This is a genomic window from Vibrio sp. vnigr-6D03, from assembly GCF_002835515.1.
GTDB classification, from domain to species: domain Bacteria; phylum Pseudomonadota; class Gammaproteobacteria; order Enterobacterales; family Vibrionaceae; genus Vibrio; species Vibrio penaeicida.
On sequence record NZ_PIZL01000019.1, the window covers coordinates 99829 to 121665 of the forward strand.

Below are 21837 nucleotides of genomic sequence, written 5' to 3' on the forward strand. Positions count from 1 at the left end.
AGAAATAATGGAACAAGCTGAAATACTCTCGCTCGTTGAGCGCCTCATACCCGTATACCGTTCGGATGACTTCGACCTTGTATTGTCACAAATGACAGAAGGGGAGCATCCGTCGGTCAAAATTTTGGTCAAAATGGAAATGAAGCGCGTGATGGCGCCATGCACCAAGACCATAGATTTGAGAGGACGAGTACAAGGGGAATGTCGCGAATACAAGCTTGAGGAGCTAACCCATTGGCTCGACGACGTAGCGATTAATGCCTACCACAAAAAAGTGAAGCGCTTTGGTGGCTATACCGAAGGCGTGTGGGAAGCGTTAGTCAACACTCGTAATAATTTTAGGGTGATGAATAAAAATCGCCCGAATATGACCTACAGCATCACCGACCCAGACAGCCCATACGAAGCAGAAGCCATACGGTTAGGCTACGATTTACGCCGCCAAGAAAATCGCTTACGCATGGCAAGCCAAGTAGACATCAAATTAAAGTCCGGCCAAGAGATCCACGGCGTCAGTGTTGATTTGTCGTGTTCAGGTGCAAAATTCAAAGTACCGAGTGCATTCGACTACAAACTCGGAGAAGTCATAGAAGCGCGCTTCGTCCAGCTTGCGAAAGAAACCAATAACCCCGAATTAGAAGAAGCGCTCGAATATCGAATTCTTGGTGTAGACAATTGCTTTGAAAATAACAGCGTGAAATGGCTTCGATTGATGAAACTCACCGAAACCGATGCGATTTCTCATGCCATTGAGCTGATGCTAAAAAACAACTCTAAAAGAGCCAAACACGATAACCAAGACCATATTCTTCGTGCACGCTCTCGAGGCTACGAGCACAGCTACTTAAAACACACCAGTAACCTTCCGCTGTTTTTCTCTGGTACTGAGCTCCGATATTCACTGCTCACAGATGCTAATCAGGGGCTTTGGACATATTGGCATGACGAGCGTAACCAACAGACTCTAGGCACTCTCTTTAATCGTGAACGCATGGCTCCTCTTACCCCGCCGGGAATGAAGACCAGTAGTAATTTCATCTATTCGTTTACTCACGAACATCAAGATAAAACGTTGTTTTACAGCATGATGCTGCCTGAGGCTTCCCGCGAACAAAGACAGCTATTTTGGCATGTAGGCGCTAGACGCGATAGCTGGCGTGTATTCCGGCTACATATGTTTGAGTTATCTAAAGATGAGATCTCACACTTATTGGAAGTTGCGCCGGAAATGTCAGAAACCATCAAAACTCTGACACACACTGGCATTTTACAAGAAGTGAGTGACGCGAAAACCAGCCACGACTATTTGTTAACAGAAAAGCCCAGCATACCAAGCTCTGAGCTCAATCGATTCCGTCATACTCGTCAGATAGTGGGCTCGCCACAAGGCATATACTTTGATTCCAGCTCTCGCCGTACAGAACCAAGATTTGTATTTGATTCTCCTGTCGAAGCTCAATTGGAAAGTGCAGAGCCGCTAAAAGGAAAAACCGTCGACTTTTCCAGCAGAGGGTTGAACATTCAACTGGCAACGCCTCTTCAGGCCAAAGCAGGCGACGAAATCAATGTGAACTATATTGAGCTTCAACGCTACGACAGTGGAGTACCATTGTCAGAAGTACCCTACAAGGTGATCAAACTCAGTCCTGATTGTAAAAATGTCCATCTATCGATCATTGAAAACGCTCAAAGTACTCGCAGCCTAAATTTTTTAAAACGTTTGATTACCCATAATCAGGGTAAGCTTAAAGAAGACAATGAACCCATCCCCTCTTCAGAGCTGCTGAGCACTATGCATCATTTGTTGCTTGGAAGAATGGTGTCCGTTCCTTTCTACATTGAAAAGAAAGATCGGATATTGCAACCAAGAGCCATTGGTGTGAATTTCCCAATGGATGGTCTTGCTAAAATTTTCCAATCGTTAGGGCATGGCGGCAAACTCTCATTGGAACCTATTTTTAAGAATCGAACGAATACTTTGCTGGCAACGCCCATGCGCCCTATCGAGGGGGCAGAGCCAGCGTTTCATGAGCTGTATATCGCCGTTAATCAAAATGGTAAGCAGATTGAAGAAATCCATACTCGCTTAATCAGTGACTTTGAATCGATAAAAGAGCGCATGCGCTTTGTAAAGAAAGCCAAATCAATTGGGCAGTTTTATGTGATTCGAATCTCTGGTATGCCCATTTTCGATTCATTAACCAACCTTCTCAATGAAGAATTGAGCAGCTTGGCCAAAGCGACTATCCATCACGCTAGAGCGTTAGAGAAGGAATTCACCAGCTTAGTGGGATACGGTGAATTTACCGATATTACAGAAGAAGTTCTGATAAGGCTGGAACTGACATAATTTCATATTATGGGAAAAATAGAAAAACGGGCTTAAATAGCCCGCTTTTTTGTTTTTGAATACGTGTGTTTTTATATTAAAACCAAGATGTAACCCGCTACCACGCCACTTTTTGTTGTTTCACTAGCCCAGCACTTAAAATACAAAGTACTCCGCCTAATCCGCTGAAGCGCACGGCAGTTTGCGCTTGTTGCTCCACCTTAGGTTTAGCGTGATACGCCACACCTAAACCCGCGGCATTCATCATGACCAAGTCGTTGGCACCATCACCAACTGCAACCGTATTATGAGTTTCAATATCGTATTGCTCCGCAAGTTCACTGAGAATTTCAGCTTTAGTCTGCGCAGATACTACATCGCCCAGTACTTGCCCTGTCAGCTTACCACCGACAATTTCCAACGTATTGGATTGAGCATGATCTAGGTTTAGCGTCTCTTTTAAGTAATCGGAAAAATAGGTAAAGCCGCCAGACGCTATCGCCGTTTTCCAACCAAACGCTTGCAAGCTAGCAACGAACTCACGCAAATCTGGCATCATTGGCAAATCGCTTCTCACCGCTTCCAAAATACTTTCATCGGCATCTTTCAACGCACCGACACGTTGTCTCAAGCTTTCTTCAAAATCCAGCTCACCTTGCATCGCGCGCTCTGTTACTTCAGATACTTGTTCACCCACGCCCGCTAACTTAGCGATCTCATCAATACATTCGATTTGAATAGCGGTCGAGTCCATATCCATTACGACCAACCCAGGCTTGCTGAGATCCGGAACATCATGCAAATTGGCGTAATCTAGGGATAGCGCTTGCAAAATGGTTTCATGCTCACTGGTCAGCTCGCCCGTCATCAACGCCACTTCGTATTTGCCGACTTTCCATGTTGCCACTACGGCATTGTAGGTTCCGGTATAGAAATCAATGTCGTCAAAATGGTTAGGGGAAAGGTAATCAGCAAAAATGATCCAATTCGCGCGTTGTAAATCGATGCGAGAGGCAAATCGTGTTTCTGGAAGACGTTTAACTAGTGTGATGTGTTTCTTAATTGGCAGAGTTTTCATTGCGTCCATGACAGTTTAATCCTGTAGTGAACGTAAACTTAACCTATTGCAATTTGGAAACGCAAGTTTATGATCAATTTAAATCTTAACGAGTGGCGAACCTTTGTATGAGCAGTTCCCTATTTTCATTCCGCGCCTTCTTACGCATTATCGCGATGATCGTGCTCGCTTTGCTGGTTTTTTCCATGGTGCAAAACAGCGTGGTTATCAGTAAGGGTAACGAAGCGATTCAGGCTCGACAGCTTGAAACTCTGACCAATGTTTTGGTCACCCAAGCAGCGCTGTCTGCCAGTGATATGCTAGTGAATCAGGAGCAGGAAAACCTGCTTAAGCTGACTCAGCAGCTGTCTAAAGATCGCCTTGTACTCGATGCAACAATCTACGATGCGGAAGGCGTTAAGCTGGCCGCAAGCCACGATGCAAAACCCGTGCGTGAAGTGTTAGGGCTAGATACCCCATTAGGCACTGCAGCCATTGGGCGTCAGCAGTTGGTTGAACCGATTTACAACGATGGTGCCATGATTGGCTTTATGCGTATTACCTTTGAAAAAGGTCGTGTGACCGCAATATCGGATCACCACTATCGCAACAGTGACCGCCTTATGTACTTAATGATTTTGATGAGTTTTGCCAGTGGCATATTGATTGCGATTTTGTTCCGACGTCAGCGTCGTAGCCGCCAAAAAGGTGAAAATTTACTACTCAAGAATGTCGCATCTTAGTCGGAATATATCGGCGAGTTCCAACAACATAAAAGCCCCGCTAAACCAACTTAGCGGGGCTTTTTAATTCATGAATTCTTGGCTTACTTATCGCCAAGCAAAACCGAGTCTAATGCAATCTCAATCATCTCGTTAAACGTCGTTGCACGTTCTTCTGAAGTGGTTTGCTCACCCGTTTTTATGTGGTCAGACACAGTACAGATAGTCAGCGCTTTGGCACCGTATTCTGCACATACGCCATAGATGCCAGCCGCTTCCATTTCTACACCAACGATTCCGTATTTATCCATCACGTCGAACATGTCTGGATCAGGCGTGTAGAATAGCTCTGCCGAAAACAGGTTACCGACTTTCACATCAATGCCACGAGCTTTTGCTGCTTCTTCAGCATTTTTTACCATCTGGTAATCCGCAATTGCTGCGAAGTCATGCCCTTTAAAGCGAATACGGTTTACTTTTGAATCCGTGCTTGCGCCCATGCCGATAACTACATCGCGTACTTTGATGTCTTCGTTTACTGCACCACAGCTGCCTACACGAATGATTTTCTTAACACCGAAATCTTTGATTAATTCTGTTGCATAAATTGAGCACGAAGGGATCCCCATTCCGTGTCCCATAACAGAGATCTTACGACCTTTGTAAGTCCCCGTGTAACCAAACATATTGCGAACATCGCAGACTTGTACAACGTCATCCAGAAATGTTTCTGCGATGTATTTGGCACGTAGCGGGTCGCCCGGCATCAATACAACGTCTGCGAATGCACCCATTTCAGCATTAATATGAGGAGTAGCCATTGAAGTGGTCCTTATAAAAAGTAATAAATGTTCGATGCAGGCAAAATACCGCTTATCGCTTAATGAGATCAACCCAATTTACGTTCGGTAACACCTTTGCCTACGCTCTTATTATGAGTAAATAAAATGAAAGAAAGCACGGTTCATTTCGTTATCCATGACAGGCTTTTTTCTATAAATTGGTCTATCTAGACGTGCTTTATCTAAAAATATTTTGCACCTCTATTTCTATCTTACCTAGACGTCTTGTGAGCGAAATTGACGATACACATCTGGCGTCTCTTGATATTCACCGCCAACCGTAATGGCTTTGTGTAATGCATCCGCCGCTTCATTCCACTGCGCTTCAGTGCGTGCGTGGATCACCGCTAGTGGCTTCTCACTGCTTGCAACTTCACCAAGGCGTATGAATTGATCAAAGCCAACCGCGTAATCGATACTGTCGGTTGCCACACGACGACCGCCGCCCATCGCCACGACAGCCATGCCAATCGCTCGGGTGTCCATCGAAGAGACAACCCCGTTTTCTTTGGCATAAACCGGTTTGATTATCTCTGCTTTTTCGAGGTAGTTGTCGTAGTTTTCTACAAAGTCGACAGGGCCACCTAAGCCAGCCACCATCTTGCCAAAGCATTCGGCTGCTTTTCCGTTATCTAGGACTGCGATCAGCTTTTTGCGCGCATCTTCGGTATCGTCTGCAAGCTTGCCTAGTACCAGCATTTCACTACACAGTGCTAAGGTAATCTCCAGCAAACGCGGATTGCGGTATTCACCTGTAAGGAACTGCACCGCTTCACGCACTTCTACTGCGTTACCTGCAGAAGACGCAAGCACCTGATTCATGTCTGTAAGGATGGCGGTCGTTTTAGTGCCAGCACCGTTGGCTACTGCAACAATTGATTTCGCCAGTTCTTCCGACGCTTCATAAGTCGGCATAAACGCACCGGAACCCACTTTCACGTCCATCACGAGCGAATCCAGACCGGCAGCCAGTTTCTTAGACAGAATAGAAGCGGTAATCAGGGAAATATTATCGACCGTTGCCGTGATATCACGGGTAGCGTAAACACGTTTATCGGCTGGCGCGAGATCACCTGTCTGACCGATGATCGCCACACCCGCATCCTTGGTTACGTCACCAAACACATCGTTGTTTGGCGTAATGTTGTAGCCCGGAATGGATTCCAACTTATCCAGAGTGCCACCAGTATGACCGAGACCTCGACCAGATATCATGGGTACAAAACCGCCACACGCGGCCACCATTGGACCAAGCATGAGAGAAGTCACATCACCCACACCACCAGTGGAGTGCTTATCGACAATCGGACCACCAAAGTTCATGTGATCCCAGTTGATCACCATGCCGGAATCTCGCATCGCACAAGTCAGTGCAATTCGTTCGGGCATGCTCATTTCATTGAAGAAAATGGCCATCGCGAACGCAGCAATTTGCCCTTCAGACACCTCACCTTTCGCAACACCTTGGATAAAGAATTGAATTTCTTCCGCAGACAGCACTTCGCCGTCACGCTTCTTACGGATAATTTCTTGAGGTAAATACATTGTCAGTTCCTACCGGACTCAAGTGGTTCGGCTTTGTAGGGAATAGAGGCAGAATATGGGCGAGAGAACATCGCCCACAATCAAACAGATCTTATTTTTTATACTCTAAATAGTTGGAGTTGCAGCTAGGCGACAAGTAAGTTCATCCCTATGAGCATAGATTTCCTATGTGGTTAGGGGGAACTTACGCCGTCAACAACACTGAAGCTTCAAATATTAGTACGCAGCTGGATCAGCCGTTTTGTCTGTTACTTCTAATGTATTAAGTAGGTTAGTCAGCAGGCTTGATGCACCAAAGCGGTAGTGACGAGCATCTACCCAATTGTCGCCTAGGATCTCATCTGCCATTGCTAGGTATGCTGCTGCGTCTTCCGCAGTACGAACACCACCAGCAGGCTTAAAGCCAACGGTTTCTGCTACGCCCATGTCGCGGATCACTTCCAGCATCATGCGCGCGTATTCAGGGGTGGCATTAACAGGCACTTTACCCGTAGAGGTTTTGATGAAGTCAGCGCCCGCTTCAATACAAACTTGAGACGCCTTCTTGATTAATGCTTCTTCTTTAAGTTCACCTGTTTCAATGATCACTTTAAGAAGGATATCGCCACACGCTTCTTTACACTGTTTAACCAGTTCGAAGCCGACTTTCTCATTACCTGCGATCAGTGCGCGGTATGGAAAAACAACGTCAACTTCATCAGCACCATAGGCGACGGCTGCCTTGGTTTCAGCAACCGCAATCTCGATGTCGTCATTGCCGTGTGGGAAGTTGGTAACGGTCGCGATGCGAACGTCTGGTGTACCTTGCTCGCGCAGTATCTTCTTAGCAATAGGAATAAAGCGAGGGTAAATACAGATGGCGGCCGTGTTGCCGACTGCTGATTTTGCGTTATGACATAGCGAAACCACCTTCGCATCTGTGTCATCATCATTCAGCGTAGTCAAATCCATCAGTTTAAGTGCACGTAGAGCTGCTGCTTTTAAATCGCTCATTTCTATCTCCGATCAGTTTATTCAATTAGTAAGTGAGTTTGGTAACTCATCACAACATGAACGGACTTGGTTCCCTGAAGACTTAAACTCATTCATTTTCGCTTTACTAGAAAGCGAGATGTCGAGTTCAATTGCTATCCCTGTCACCGCACAGTACCCATAAGGTCTATGGCACAACGTTAAGTTTTGATGCCTAAGTCGTGGCTAACGTTTTTCACAAATTCTGGTCTCTTTGCTTCCTGCAAAGGTCTGACCTTTTCACGATCTATACAATACGCTCTATTTGTTCAAAACAATAGCATTCCATGTGACGCAAACGGTTTGTATCTCAAAAAATTCAGTCCGCTTAAAACAAAAAAAACCCCGCAGCAATTTCTTGCTACGGGGTTGGTTTTCGTGGCGTCTATATAATCTTTCTCTTTACACTTAGAAAGACAAGAATAGACCAGCGATAGTCGCTGCCATTAGGTTAGATAGTGTACCTGCAATAACAGCTTTCACACCCATACGAGCGATGTCGTGACGACGTGAAGGCGCAAGGCTACCTAGACCACCAAGTAGAATCGCGATTGATGAAAGGTTCGCGAAACCACACAATGCAAATGCGATGATTGCTGTTGTCTTCTCAGACATTGGCAGACCCGTTTCAGCTACCACTTTCGCACCTTCGCCGATGTATGGTGTGAAGTTCAAGTAAGCAACGAATTCGTTTACAACAATCTTCTGACCGATGAATGAACCTGCAAGTGTCGCTTCTTCCCAAGGCACACCAATAACGAATGCAAGAGGAGCGAATACCCAACCAAGAACAAGTTCTAGAGTCAGTTCAGGCATACCGAACCAGCCACCAACGCCACCAAGAACGCCGTTCACTAGAGCGATAAGACCGATGAATGCCAATAGCATTGCACCAACGTTTAATGCTAGCTGAAGACCAACAGAGGCGCCGCCTGCTGCTGCATCAATTACGTTAGCTGGCTTGTCGTCGCCGCCATCGATATCAGAATCGAGGTCATCTTTTGCCTTTTCAGTTTCAGGCATGATGATTTTAGCGAACAGAAGACCACCAGGTGCTGCCATGAAGGACGCTGCAACAAGGTACTCTAGAGGAACACCCATTGATGCGTAACCTGCTAGTACACCACCCGCTACAGATGCTAGACCACCACACATTACCGCGAACAACTCAGATTGAGTCATTTTAGGTACGAATGGACGAACCACTAGAGGTGCTTCTGTTTGACCTACAAAAATGTTAGCTGCTGCCGACATGGATTCTGCACGAGATGTGCCCAATGCTTTTTGAAGAGCACCACCAAGAATCTTGATTACCCACTGCATGATACCGACGTAGTAAAGAACGGAGATAAGTGCAGAGAAGAAGATTAGTGTTGGTAGAACTTGGAAAGCAAAGATGAAGCCAATACCGTCAACAGAGAAGTTAACTAAGCTACCGAACAGGAAACCTGTTCCGTCTTTACCGTAGTCGATCACATTCTGAACACCTGCAGAGAATGCAGCCAGAAGATCACGACCCCAAGGGATGTATAGAACAAAAGCACCGAGTGCGAATTGGATAGCAAAAGCGCCACCCACTGTTCTGAAATTAATTGCTTTGCGGTTGCCGGATAACAGTACTGCAATTCCTAGCAGTACAACGATACCGACGAGGCTCATAAACAGGCTCATAGTTTATGACTTCCTTATTAGTTATTTATTGGCGTGTTACAAATTGGCGCTTATATGAAGCGTGGGCATTATAAGCACCCCGCTATAAATAAAGTAATGGCATAGTCACAAATTCGTGCCTTATTCACTCTTGTATCATTATAAATTGTGACAACAATCACACAAAGCAATCGTATGCTTGCGGAACTTTCAGTGAAGATGGCGATTTATTCACAAATTCCGAACACTAAATTGCTTTTACTCCACAGCTGTGGCGCAATCGTTTGCTTTGTTCTTTTTTTGAGCTCCGCAAGACATTCCAAGACTAGAGGTAAGTACTTAGGATGATTTGGCTTCCCTTGATATCCATTCATAGGCATATCGGGTGAATCGGTTTCTAGCACTAAGGAATCAAGGGGTAATTTGGTGATCGTATTGCGTGTTTTTTGAGCTCTTGGGTAAGTAATTGTCCCACCAACACCAATAGCAAATCCGAGATCAATCCAATCTTTGGCTTGTTGAAAGCTACCACTGAAACCATGGATCACTCCCCCACCATCAAATCGTGACTTTCTGAGCATCGATACCATCGATTGATGGGACTTTCTTTGATGAAGAATCAGTGGAAGCTGGTGTCGTTTTGCCAATTCAATCTGCCCCTGAAGCAGCGCTTCTTGCTTCAATTGGGTATCGCTACCGGAATAAAAGTCCAACCCACACTCACCAACGGCAACACATTTGTCACTGCGATCTTGGAGCCTGTCGTCCAGCTGTTCCAAATGCGCATCCAGATGTTGGTCGATGAAATAAGGGTGAAGCCCTAATGCGAAGTAAATTTCTTGGTGGCTAGAAGCAAGCTCGTTCACTTTATCCCAGTTAACCAAGCCAACAGCAGGAATCAAGATTCGCTCAACATCAAATTGTTTGGCTAATGCAAGTTCTACATCAATATCAGAAAAAACATCAAAGTCGAAATGGCAATGGGTATCAAAGAGTGAAGACATGGACTGACTACATTGTGCTGAGATTCTTCGTTTAGTTTATACCCAAACCAGCTCAAAATGCAGGGGTAAGGCTATATCTTCTGCCGCAGCCTTTTGTTGGGCTTTCAAACGAGATTCGAGGTAATTTGAGCATTGGTTTTAGATAAGGTTTTCACGGCGTCGTGAAGGTGTAAGTACACTTTCTGATAATACTCATTGTAGATATCAACATTCTTTGAAATCGGATTGAAGCAGCATTTTACCGACACCATGTTTTCTGCAGCTGACTTGCAATCGTTGTATTCACCACAACCGACAGCAGCACTAATCGCTGCACCCAAGGCGGTGGTTTCTGAGGTATTAGGAACGAGTACGGGCTTGTTAAACACATCAGCGAAAATCTGATTCCAAACATCACTTCGCGCAGAGCCTCCGTACATTTTAATCTGTTCTATTAACGTTTTCGCGCCCACTTCCATCAGCTCACCTTGCCGTCTCGACTCATAAGCCAGCCCTTCCATGATTCCGCGAACCATCTGTGGTTGACCATGTTCAGTGTGAAGCCCGAACGCCATCCCACGTGCATTTAAATCCCAATAAGGCCCGTTTGCTCCCTGAAAATACGGTACAATCATCATGCCACTATTCCCGACGGGGCTTCGCTCCGCAGATCGATAAACATCACTCCAATCAGGACACACTTCTTCGTTATTACAACTCAAACAAAAATTATTTCTATACCACTTCATCAGTGCCGAACCACCGCTTGAGATGTAATTTTCCATCACATAGTTACCAGAAGGGCTGAGTTCAATAATGTAATCTTGCCGATCTCGAGAGGGCAAACTTTTCACCAGCATTTCATTGGTGCAAGATGTACCACCGTTGATACCAATCTCACCCGGTTCCGTAACACCCGCACCAAGAATGCCACATGGTTGATCCCCGGCCGTCACCACAACGGGAATCCCTTCAGGCAGCCCTGTTATCTGGCTAGCTTCTTTCGTGACGGCTCCCGCAGAGCTACAACCGGGTAATATCGTATCAATCCATATGTCTTTTCTTACACCTAGAGCACCAATAATTTCGCTCGCCCATTGAGTCGGTGTTTCGATATCGAGGGCACCTGTCATGGTTGCCGCACCGCTAAGGGTAACCAATTGGCGAGTAAGTTGGTAAACCAAGTAATCTTGCACTAGCATCAGTTTAAACGTTCGTGAATACAAGCCCGGTTCGTGGCGCTTTAACCACAAAGCTTTGTACAAAGTCCATTGCCCTGGCGCATACCCTGTTTTACTGAATATCAGTTGTGCACCAATTTCTCTTCCAGCAAATTCTGCCTCTTCACTGCATCGAATGTCGTTCCACAAAATGGCATTTCGAAGCGGTTTCATATCTGAATCAACGGGAACAAAAGTGAACCTTTGATGAGTAATACCGATGCCAGAAATTTTCCTCGCATCTACATCTGGGTGGCACATCACGTCCTGACACCCTGCAATAAACGCATTCCACCAATCTTCAGCTTTCTGCTCTACCCAACCCGGTTTTTCCATAATAAGAGGGTAGCTATTAGCACTCTGAGCAACAATTTTCCCCGACATAGAAAACACAATTACCTTGGTTGCACTGGTACTGCAGTCTACACCAATGAGCAATCTTTCATTTTTGTTCATGCTACCCTCTCATATTCTCAGAAAACGAATAAGTTTTTTACGGCTTGGAGGTTTTCAAGCTGTCGAAACGCATCTTCATACTCGTGGAGTGAATACGTTCCTGACATCAAAGGCGCGACATTGACGCGCTTTGAATCCAGTAACGAAATCGCGGTCTCCCAGCTGGTCCAACTGGTGCTGTAACTGCACGATAAGGTGACGGAGTTATGCATCGCAAGGTTCCAAGGAACAGGCACCGACTCTTTTCCCGTTAATCCAATGGCGCAAATTCGACCATCTCGGCGCACTAATTCAAATGCTTGACCAATAGCAGTAGGAGCCCCGCTGGCTTCCACCACTAAGTCGGCACCTAATCCATTCGTCCAATCCGCTATCTTCTCTTTGATATCCACCTGCTGAACGCTCACCGCATCGTCCATACCCATCTCTTTAGCAATCTTTAGCCGGACATCAAGATCACTGTCCATGCCTGTTACCAAAACTTTTTTTGCTCCACTGGCTTTAGCTGCGGCAGCTGCAAGCAGCCCTATCGCACCACAACCAAGCACCACCACGACATCGTTGGGTTCAACTTTGCTGCGCTCTAACACAGCTTTCACGCCGACAGCAAGTGGCTCGGCTAACGCGGCTTCTTCAAAAGATAACGAGTCGGGTATGCGGTGTAGCGACGCCGCGGGCATACATATATAGTCAGAAAAACAGCCATCAATTTTGTAACCAATGGCTTTTTTCTCTGGGCAGATCTCGACCTGTCCATTTTTGCAATATCGACAATGACCACAGCCGCCTTTATGGGGTTGGGAAACAATACGTTCGCCTACCTGAAAGCCCGTTACCGCCTCTCCAACAGAGACTATTTCCCCAGAAAACTCATGCCCTAAAGTCACAGGTGGAAAATTAATAAAGGTATCTTTTTTGATGTGAAGATCGGTTCCACATATTCCTGCTGCTTTGACTTTTACCAATACTTCATTGGCGAGAGGAGTGGGTTTTTGGATGTCAGATAACCTCAGGTGCCCAACGCCTGACTGAGTTTTTACTAGCGCTTTCATGTATGCCTCGCGTAGATAGAATAATTAAGGTCTGTTGACCTGTTTCAATTGGGTATCGTTCGGGTTCTACGTACTTTCAGAATCCGGTCGCTCCGCCATCTCGTGCATGAGAGGCATCATCGCGTCGTACGTTTTTTCGTACAAATCAAAATAGAATTGATAATCTTGGTGAGATTTCGGGTTAGGCTTAATGACCTTGGTGATGGTGACCATATTGTCGGAAGCGGTGACCAAATCGCCGTAAAACCCAGCAGTTTTAGCCGCGCAGATGGCACACCCAAGCACGGTTGCTTCCGTAAACTCAGGAACATAAATATCGACGTTGCTAACATCGGCATGAAGCTGCAAACTGAATTCGCTTTTAGAGAATCCCCCCCCCAAAATACATGGCATTGATGTGGACACCGTTTTTCCGAAGCCGAGTCAGCATGCTTTCTGTCGCGTAGGCAATTGACTCACAAATCGCCCGATACACATGGGCCTTACTGTGTTTCAACGTCAGCCCCCAAATAGCACCTTGAACTTTATAGTCGGTATGCGGCGTTCGGTTTCCCTGCCAGTAATCCAATACAATTAACCCTTCAGACCCAATCGAGATCTGTTTGGCTTCTTGAGTTAGTTTCTCCAACTTATCTGTGTTTTTTTCCGGTAACCCGGGGTTGTCGAACATCGCTTCATGAATGAAGTTGTCGTTGTACCATTTTATGATAGAGCCGCTAGAGACCTGACCCCCTTCATACACCGTTAAACCGGGGATCACACAATCTGGATGAGGGCCAAACACCCCTTTAATCGGTGCCGTGCTGTCTGATACAGGCAAAAATACATGGGAAGATCCTGTGATCAACGCGGCTTGATTCTTTCTTACGGCATTGAGCCCTAACATTCCTACGTAAGCGTCACAGCCGCCCATGGCTATCAAGGTATCGGGCGATAACCCTGTTAACTCCGCGACATCGTTCGAAATTTTACCGACCGACTCTCCCATTGGCAGCACGCGTTCTGGAAATTTTTCAACAATGTTGCCGAGCCCAATATGTTGATAAAAGTCATGCGGCCAACCTCCTGTACGCGGGTTGTAAAACCATCGATGCGTAATGTGATTGATACTCAACGCAGGAACACCACTGAGTTTCATCGTCAGATAATCCACTTCTTCCATAAAATAGCGGGACTGCTCGAAACGCTCTGGGTCATTCTCTTTCAGCCACAACAACTTGGGTAACATCATCTCAGAACTGACCCCTGCACTTGATCGCTCTAAAATGGGATGTCCAGTGCGAAAGATATTCTCAGCCTGATCGCTGGCACGGGCATCCATCCATAAAATAGCAGGTCCTATAGATTCACCATTATCGTCCACGCATACCACGGTACTCGCGGTTCCATCCACAGCAATAGCACGGATTTGCTCGGGTTTAATGTCAGATTCTGAAAACAGTGTTTGAACAGAGTTTACTAACGCACTCCACCAATCTTCTGGGCTCTGCTCTGCCCACCCTGGCTTGGGGAAGCAAGTGGCGTAATCTTGATTTCGCAGGTATCGGCATTCACCTTTAGCATTGAATACGCCAATTCTTAAACCACCCGTCCCAGCATCAATCCCCATAACCAAAGGTTCTGCATTGTTGTCTGCGCTCATATCTATTTATTCCTTCAAAAAGATAACGTCTGCCCATTTCTTGTTAAAACCTGTCCCTAGCTTAAACCTATCTCTTGGTTAAAGATCACTTAGCGACCACCCGACGATGAAATGAACTGCCCTGTAATGTAGGACGACTCGTCACTGATAAGATAAGCCGTTAAAGAGGCGACATCCTCTGGAGTTCCTAACCGTCCAATGGGTACGCTTTTCTCGTACTTTGCACGAACCGAGGCGTAATCTTCACCGGTGCTTTCAACCCGAGACTCGAGTATTTCCTCGGTCATTTTCGATTCGATTCGACTGGGGCAGATGGCATTTACGTTGATATTGTGCGGAGCCAATTCCAGCGCCAACGCCTGTGTTAATCCATTCAAACCGAACTTAGACGCACTGTACGCCACGCGCCTAGGTCTGCCGAAGATGCCAGACTGAGAAGAGATGTTGACGATTTTTCCGTAGTTGTTTTCCAACATGGACGGGATAACAGCACGTGTGACCAGGAATACCCCTGTTAAGTTAACGGAAAATACTTTCTCCCATTCGGAAAGCGAGATATCAACAAAACTGCTTTCCTGCACTATCCCTGCGCAGTTAATTAGCATGTCCACTGTGAATTCCGATACCCAGCGTCCAATCGATTCCGCCACCTGATCTTCATTGCAGATATCGAATACCTGTAAGTGGCAGCATCCACCTTCGGCTTCAATAAGCGCCTGAGTTTCTTCGAGCCCTTTGTTGTTAATGTCACATATCAGGATCTTTACGCCATCCTTCGCCAGCTCGAGTGCGCACGCTCGACCAATACCATTCCCGGCTCCGGTAATGATGGCCGTTCGACCGTCGAATCGACTCGTATTTTGCATTTTTCACCATCCCTAGTGTCTGTTGACCTTGGTCTTATTTTGACGAAAGCACCGATTTATCGGCTTCGTAAGGCTGTTTCTCTTTAGGCTTTAGCGCGTGAATGCGTCCTCCGCGGATCAGCACAAACACCCCAAGCAGTAACAGCCCCCCTTTCACCATATCCCTTTCATAATTTGCCCAACCAGACAAACCCGCTCCATTGGTTAATACCGTGAGGATCAAGACTCCAATCAGTGTGCCTAAGACATTGGCTTTCCCTTGCCTGAACGCTAAGCTGCCCAGAAATATGGCGGTCAACCCGTCAATGAAGTAGGAATTACCGATACCAGGCTGCCCTGAAGACAAGCTCGCCGCGATAAAACACCCCGACAACGCCGCCATGACGCCAGCAAAAAGAAAGAGATAAACATTCAGTTTTTTAACCGGAATACCCGCTTCGTGTACGGCTTTATAATTGGACTCTTGTGCATAAATATAGTGTCCCAGAAGCAATTTTTCCTGACACACCCATAAGACAAACGCGATAAGCAGTGCCAAAAGCATGGTGACTGGGAAAATGCCAAACGACGCATTCACCAAATCGCCCATGAAGCCTGTATCGTCAATCCTAAAAGATGCGCCTGCGCCAATGGCTTTCGCAATAGAGAGAGTCAGCCCACCCGTCGCTATCGTGGTCACCAATGACGACAAGCGCAAATACCCAACCAATACACCGTTTAAAATACCAAACACCACACCAACCATTAGCCCCGCTAGAATGGCCGTACCCCACCCCATACCTTGTTGAACCGACCAAGCCGTTACGACATTGGAAAGCGCAGCAATGTTGGTGAAACTAACGTCGACTTCCCCAATGGAGAAAATCCATGTCACCCCCGCAAACATAATGAATGAAATACTGGCTGCTGCGAAAATGGTGGTGATGTTCTGTGGCAAAAGGATATTCGGCCTGACAAAGGCAAACCCAAACAAAAGGATAAACAGCCCCACCAGCACACCATATTTCATCAGCCAAGTGGTTACTCTGTTACTGTTACTCATGGTCAAAAACCTCATTTCTGCGAAATCTAAGCGTGGGAAACAAGACGGACTCTCGCCTTGACCCACCCTGTCACTCTTTCTCGGGTGTCGGGGCTAAATAGAATACTGCCCACTAGCATCAACATACTGGTGGCGCCATCGCTCCAGTAGTAAGGAATATTGATCAGAGTAAACCCGTTCAAAACCATGGAAATCAATACCGTCCCTGCAAGAGTGGCAAGTACTGAGGCTTTACCAAAAAACGCAATGCCAATAAATACAGAGGCAAAAGCAGGCATTAAAAATCCATTACCCGCTATGGGTTCTGATTTGCCGGTTTCAGCGATCACCAATAAGGCAGAAAACAGCATCAGAGTGGAGCAGATCACGTAAGCAATGCAGACGTATTTACGTACGTTTACTCCAGAGTAAAATGCCGATTTTTCATTATACCCGACAGCGTACAAGCTGTTACCGAAGCGAGAACGGTGCAGATAGAACCAAGACAGCGCATACACCGCCACCAGCAAATAAGTGGAATAGTTCACTCCAAACCAGCGCCCGTCATTGATGTCGAGTAAACCCGATGTAAAGAAGTTGCGGAATAAAGATGGTCCACCACTGAATAAGAAAGCTGCGCCTCCGGCTATCGACCCAACCGCGATGGTAGTCACGATATCGGGTAACTTGAGGTAGCTGACCGCATAACCGTTTATCAGCCCAAATGCGACACTAACGACGAGCCCGATTAAGATCGCCAAATACAAGTCAATACCCGCTGCGATACCAAACCCTATTGTCATCGCCACAAAAGAGATAACGCCAGGGAATGAGAGATCAAACTTCTTCAAAACCACTACAAACGTTAGCCCTAATGCAGCCAAGCCTGTTGCCGCTAAATGGCGTAAAACAGCGGTAATGTTAGAAGTAGTGACATACCTAGGTTCAAGCAGATAAAACGTCAATGTGATGGAAGCGACGATAATCAAATACAGCCCAACTCGAATAAAAGCGGCTTTCTTAGCATTAGTCTTGGTCATACGCGGTACTCCCCTGATATGCCAGCAATCAACAACTCATCTCTACTGATATCACTCACGGGTTCCGATACCTGCTCGCCTTTGTATAAAGCGAACATACGATCCGACACGCCATGTACTTCATCACAATCCGAAGACATCACGACAACCGCGGCTGTTTGCGAAAGCTTTCTCAGTAGACGGTAGATAGTCGCTCTAGCACCGATGTCGACACCAATCGTGGGTTCGACAAACACATAAATTTCGGCCTCAGAATACAAGCCTTTGCACATCACAATTTTCTGCTGGTTTCCCCCGCTAAAGTTACTTGCGGCTTCGTCCAATTCCGCAGGATGAAGCTCAGTTAGGTTAACCAAATCAAGGCTATCTTCATGAGTTTGTTCTGAATTGAGCACGCCCATACCCGAAGAGGCACGATCAAGGTTGGCCAGTGAAATGTTGAATACCACGTTTTCTTCCAGTACTAACCCTTCTTTCAAACGGTTACCGGGAAGCAAAAACAACTTATGATTCAATGCGTCTTGAGTGGTTTCGAACGTCACCTCTTTACCGCGAACATGAATACTGCCGCCACCTTTGACTCTTGCTCCGAATATCACTTTAGACAAATGGTCAATGCCTGAACCAACCAAGCCAAAAATGCCTAAAATCTCACCCTTCCTGACATCAAAGGAGACATTCTGAAATGAGTCAAAAGAGAGGTTATCCACCTTTAAATACACTTCATCGTCGCAAGCCTGTTCCAACTTTGGTGGAAACAAATTTGCGACCGATTTCCCTAGGATTAGCTCGGCAATGGCTGCTGGAGACAACGCTTCTCGCGTCACATCATGGCAACCTACATTTTTGCCATTTCTAAACACAGTGAAGCGATCCGCTATCTGTTCCACCTCTTCAAGGCGGTGAGTAATGTAAATAATGGATACACCGCTGGATTTAAGGATCGACATCAACTCAAACAAGTGCTGCTTTTCTTTTTCTGTCAAAGTCGAGGTCGGTTCATCTAAAATAAGAGCGGTGATTTTGTCGTTAACCATTGAATGCAAAATCGCGGTGGCTTCCTTTTCCACCGGATTCATTTCAGCAATGGTTTTATCCAGATTGACCGGAATGGGTAGTTTTTCCAGCAATGCATCGGCTCTGCGCTTTAAAACGCTACTATTGAAAAAAGAGAAAAGACCAAAACTGTTGTTTTCCCTTCCCAAAAAGATGTTTTCATACCCTGTAAAATCATCGATCATTTCTGGGTGCTGCTGCACAGAAACTATGCCCTGCTGCAACGATGCACTAGGGGTGCCAAGATCCGCTTCTCGCCCGTCAATTTCAATCTGCCCTGAGTCTTTCTGGTAAATACCAGACAAGATCTTGATTAGCGTGGACTTCCCCGCCCCATTCATTCCAAGGAGTGCGTGGATTTCACCCTTCCTGAGTTCAAAATCCACATTATCAAGGGCGGTGACAGAACCGAATTTCTTGTCTATCCCTGACATCGAAATAACGTTGCTGTTCATATTACTCTCCAGTTAAACGACTCGTACCCAGCCCAACTCTTTTGCTCGACCCGGTCTGTCATAGTCGGCAGCCTTTTCTCCTAGCCCTTGTAAAGTATCTTCCGTCGCTTTGTAGCAAGGTGTGATCACTAGGCGAGGTATGTTTCTGCCCGCAGCGTATTCGTGAGCATAAAACACATTAGAAAAGGCCATTTCATAGAAGCTTTGAGCACAGCTCATCTTGAAAGCAGAGCCACCACTGATGTATCCGAAGGATTGAGGACCGCCATCAATACCGGTAAGGAAGATGTTTTTACGCCCTGCAGCTCGAACAGCAAGAGCACCTTCGATCGCCGCACCGTCCCAAGCGCACCAGATGGCATCCAGATCGTCTCGTGCTGTCAGCATGTTATCGACGGCTTGGCGAGGTGTCGTACTGGCGTTAAAGTTAAACGCCCATTTGGCGACCACTTCAATTCCGGGGTACTGGCGCAATGCCCATTCCATACCCAGCGTGCGCTGATCCCAACTTTCATTTTGCGGTAACGTCACAATGGCAATCTTTCCCTTACCACCCAATTGCTCTGCAAGCCATTCCGCAGTAAACCAACCCATGGAGTAGTTACTCGACATCGCGGTGCTGTGAACGGCAACCCCTGGCACTTGGCTATCCCCTGCAAAAACTGGGATTCCTGCATCGAGTGCACGTTGAACCGCTGGAGCTATTGCCGCTGCATCAGCTGGAGTGATAAACAATGCATCCGGTTTACTGGTAATGAAGGCGTCGATGTTCTCAGTCTGCTTTTTCGGATCGAACCCTGCATCGGTAATCGTGAGTTCTCCACCAAGTTGTTCAACGGCATCTTTATATCCTTGGTGTAATGCTGCGCCTGAATCAAAGGCTGTCCAGCCTAGTGCAGCCGCAAATTTTAATTTCTTGCCCGACGCAGCCATAGCAGGTCTGAATGTTGCCGGTCCCATGGTCGCGACAGCCACTGCCGTTCCCATGCTCAGTTGCATCATTCTTCGGCGAGACAACCCTATCGGGGAGAGATCATCACTGGCTCCACGTGTAACGGATTCGTGTGTAAAGGATTCATGTGTGACTGGTTCTGTTTTTGGAGTGTCAGATTCGCTGACACCTTTGTTGATGCGCTTTTTCATGTTCAATTCCTTAATTAAAGTACCTTATTCAAGTACCACTACGTCCTATAGTGTTGATTCCGATCCTGCACATACTCGGACAAACCCATGTGACTTGTTTGTGCCCTCGTTGGGTGTACAAACAAGTCGCAATCAGATTCGTTATCTACCTAGCGATCTCTTTTCATTCATCACCCACTAGCTGATAACAAAGATTTAAATCCACTTCAGATAGGTCGCTAACGACTCGGTTTGCACCACTAAAATCTTCATTTTCGGTGTAGTAGGATTTTGTCACTAAGCAATTCATCCCAGCGCCTAACGCTGCTCGCATACCGATATTGCTGTCTTCGACCACCAAACATCGCTTAGGAGAAAGCTGCATTTTTTCAGCGGCAAGCCTATAAACGGCAGGGTCGGGTTTTTTAGCGGAAACCACATCTCCAGCGAAAACTCGTATGCTTTTGGCGATCTCTTCTCCAACGCAATTTTTCACTACCGTTTTGACGGCTTTCTCATTCGATGTGGAACACACAGCTAACGGTATACCTCGCTCATACGCTTCTGTTATCAACGTCTTAACCCCGGGTCTAGGCGCAAGTTCTCCTGATTCAATCAGCGCCATAAAGATCGCGGTTTTTAACTGATGTAAGTTCTTTATGAATTCATCTCGGCTAATGGAGACTTCCGGCCAACCGACGGCATTGAAGTAATGCGACATGCGCTCTTTACCACCTGCAATACCGAGCAGATCTTCGTATTGGCTTTTCGACCAGTAATCCAGTAAACCTTTCTCTTGGAATGCCTGATTAAACGCCACTCGGTGCCCATCGCATTCGGTATCGACTAAAACCCCGTCGCAATCAAAAATCAGTGCGTCCATGAACCTGCCCTTTGCTGAGAACCAAATTTTGAAATCATCGACTCCACCCCATCTTTCAGCATTAAGAACTGTGACTCGATGTAAGGAATTGGCTCTTTGACTCCTGGCTTTTGCAACGCAAAAGTGACAAAACCTTCGATGAACTGATGCTTGTGCATGGTAGAAATATTGACTTTGGCGCAGCCAGATCGAATACAGCGTTCAAACTGTGCATCGGCTAAGCCTGTGCCGCCATGTAATGCAATTGGGGTATCGATGTTTTCTGTGATCTTCTCGAGAAGATCGTAAGCAATGACGGGCTCACCTTTATACTGTCCATGGGCCGTGCCAATCGCTGGCGCAAACGCCGCCAATTCGGGCATTTCGGTGCAGAATTGCAAACACTCCTGAAAATCCGCCAGCATCGCGCTTTCTAGGGAAACGACTTTGTCGTCTTCCACACCACCAATAGCGCCTAACTCCGCTTCTAGTGCTACGTTGGCCTGAGTCGCCAACGCGTAAGCTTTCAACGTCATGGATAAGTTTTCTTCAAAAGGCATATCAGAGCCATCAAACATAACCGACGTCCAACCGGCATCAATACAGCGCTGAATCACGTCTAAATCAGCACAGTGATCCAAGTGCAACGCCACTGGCACATCCACATTTTGTGCTAGGCTTTTTACCCACGAGGCAATGGCGTCGTATCCCCATAAACGGATGATTTTAACGGAAAGCTGGACAATGACTGGCGAGTTCAGATCCTGAGCCGCACTGATCACAGAGCGTGCGCTGTTGTAATCAATAATGTTGAAGGCTGCGACGCCATAACCGTCTCGCTTCGCATCTTGCAACATTGGCTTCATTGAGATTAAAGGCATAATTAATTCTCCTCAGAGAGTGTCT

At 46.4% G+C, this 21837-nt stretch carries 19 protein-coding genes; 2 read left to right on the top strand and 17 right to left on the bottom strand.

Annotated elements, in window-relative coordinates:
- Positions 1-7: 7 nt before the first annotated feature.
- Positions 8-2350, top strand: a complete 2343-nt coding sequence (locus CW749_RS15635; protein WP_101113201.1) for a PilZ domain-containing protein — start codon at positions 8-10, stop codon at positions 2348-2350.
- Between the two features lie 97 nt (positions 2351-2447).
- Here the strand turns inward: CW749_RS15635 and serB are convergent, their stop codons facing one another.
- Complete coding sequence (gene serB / locus CW749_RS15640; protein ID WP_101113202.1) at positions 2448-3416, bottom strand: phosphoserine phosphatase; 969 nt, start codon at positions 3414-3416, stop codon at positions 2448-2450.
- A 98-nt stretch (positions 3417-3514) separates the two neighbouring features.
- Here serB and CW749_RS15645 point away from each other — a divergent pair, with 98 nt between their 5' ends.
- A complete protein-coding gene (locus tag CW749_RS15645) occupies positions 3515-4129 on the top strand; it encodes a YtjB family periplasmic protein (RefSeq protein ID WP_101113203.1) in 615 nt (204 codons plus the stop codon).
- An 83-nt stretch (positions 4130-4212) separates the two neighbouring features.
- Here CW749_RS15645 and deoD read toward each other — a convergent pair whose 3' ends face one another.
- From deoD to CW749_RS15725, 16 genes are all read right to left on the bottom strand, one after another.
- Positions 4213-4929, bottom strand: coding sequence for a purine-nucleoside phosphorylase (gene deoD / locus CW749_RS15650; protein ID WP_101113204.1), 717 nt, complete (start codon positions 4927-4929; stop codon positions 4213-4215).
- A 237-nt stretch (positions 4930-5166) separates the two neighbouring features.
- A complete protein-coding gene (gene deoA / locus CW749_RS15655; RefSeq protein ID WP_101113205.1) occupies positions 5167-6495 on the bottom strand; it encodes a thymidine phosphorylase in 1329 nt (442 codons plus the stop codon).
- Positions 6496-6711: 216 nt separating this feature from the next.
- Complete coding sequence (gene deoC, locus CW749_RS15660; RefSeq protein ID WP_101113206.1) at positions 6712-7488, bottom strand: deoxyribose-phosphate aldolase; 777 nt, start codon at positions 7486-7488, stop codon at positions 6712-6714.
- Between the two features lie 426 nt (positions 7489-7914).
- Positions 7915-9177, bottom strand: a complete 1263-nt coding sequence (locus CW749_RS15665; RefSeq protein WP_101113207.1) for a NupC/NupG family nucleoside CNT transporter — start codon at positions 9175-9177, stop codon at positions 7915-7917.
- Between the two features lie 206 nt (positions 9178-9383).
- The gene (locus CW749_RS15670; protein WP_101113208.1) at positions 9384-10160 is read right to left on the bottom strand and encodes a TatD family hydrolase; all 777 of its coding nucleotides are present in this window, start codon (positions 10158-10160) and stop codon (positions 9384-9386) included.
- Positions 10161-10264: 104 nt separating this feature from the next.
- The gene (locus CW749_RS15675) at positions 10265-11815 is read right to left on the bottom strand and encodes an FGGY family carbohydrate kinase (RefSeq protein ID WP_101113209.1); all 1551 of its coding nucleotides are present in this window, start codon (positions 11813-11815) and stop codon (positions 10265-10267) included.
- A gap of 17 nt (positions 11816-11832) precedes the next feature.
- Complete coding sequence (locus tag CW749_RS15680; protein ID WP_101113210.1) at positions 11833-12867, bottom strand: alcohol dehydrogenase catalytic domain-containing protein; 1035 nt, start codon at positions 12865-12867, stop codon at positions 11833-11835.
- A gap of 66 nt (positions 12868-12933) precedes the next feature.
- Positions 12934-13260 (bottom strand): FGGY-family carbohydrate kinase, encoded by a 327-nt coding sequence (locus CW749_RS15685; RefSeq protein WP_101113211.1) that lies wholly within the window; start codon positions 13258-13260, stop codon positions 12934-12936.
- Entirely contained in the window at positions 13229-14509 is a 1281-nt protein-coding gene (locus tag CW749_RS15690; protein ID WP_101113212.1) for an FGGY family carbohydrate kinase, read from the bottom strand. The genes CW749_RS15685 and CW749_RS15690 overlap by 32 nt, the downstream gene beginning before the upstream one ends.
- 89 nt (positions 14510-14598) lie before the next feature.
- Positions 14599-15375, bottom strand: a complete 777-nt coding sequence (locus CW749_RS15695) for an SDR family NAD(P)-dependent oxidoreductase (RefSeq protein ID WP_101113213.1) — start codon at positions 15373-15375, stop codon at positions 14599-14601.
- A 34-nt stretch (positions 15376-15409) separates the two neighbouring features.
- On the bottom strand, positions 15410-16417 hold the full coding sequence (locus tag CW749_RS15700; protein ID WP_180958423.1) for an ABC transporter permease: 1008 nt from the start codon (positions 16415-16417) through the stop codon (positions 15410-15412).
- A 26-nt stretch (positions 16418-16443) separates the two neighbouring features.
- Positions 16444-17436: an ABC transporter permease gene (locus CW749_RS15705; RefSeq protein WP_101113215.1), complete on the bottom strand. Its 993-nt coding sequence runs from the start codon at positions 17434-17436 to the stop codon at positions 16444-16446.
- Positions 17433-18947 carry a sugar ABC transporter ATP-binding protein gene (locus CW749_RS15710; protein WP_101113216.1) on the bottom strand — a complete coding sequence of 505 codons (1515 nt, stop codon included), beginning with the start codon at positions 18945-18947 and terminating at the stop codon, positions 17433-17435. The genes CW749_RS15705 and CW749_RS15710 overlap by 4 nt, the downstream gene beginning before the upstream one ends.
- A gap of 12 nt (positions 18948-18959) precedes the next feature.
- Positions 18960-20090, bottom strand: a complete 1131-nt coding sequence (locus tag CW749_RS15715) for a sugar ABC transporter substrate-binding protein (RefSeq protein WP_101113217.1) — start codon at positions 20088-20090, stop codon at positions 18960-18962.
- A 163-nt stretch (positions 20091-20253) separates the two neighbouring features.
- Positions 20254-20952: an HAD-IA family hydrolase gene (locus tag CW749_RS15720; protein ID WP_101113218.1), complete on the bottom strand. Its 699-nt coding sequence runs from the start codon at positions 20950-20952 to the stop codon at positions 20254-20256.
- Positions 20940-21812 carry a class II fructose-bisphosphate aldolase gene (locus tag CW749_RS15725; RefSeq protein WP_101113219.1) on the bottom strand — a complete coding sequence of 291 codons (873 nt, stop codon included), beginning with the start codon at positions 21810-21812 and terminating at the stop codon, positions 20940-20942. The genes CW749_RS15720 and CW749_RS15725 overlap by 13 nt, the downstream gene beginning before the upstream one ends.
- Positions 21813-21837: the final 25 nt, after the last annotated feature.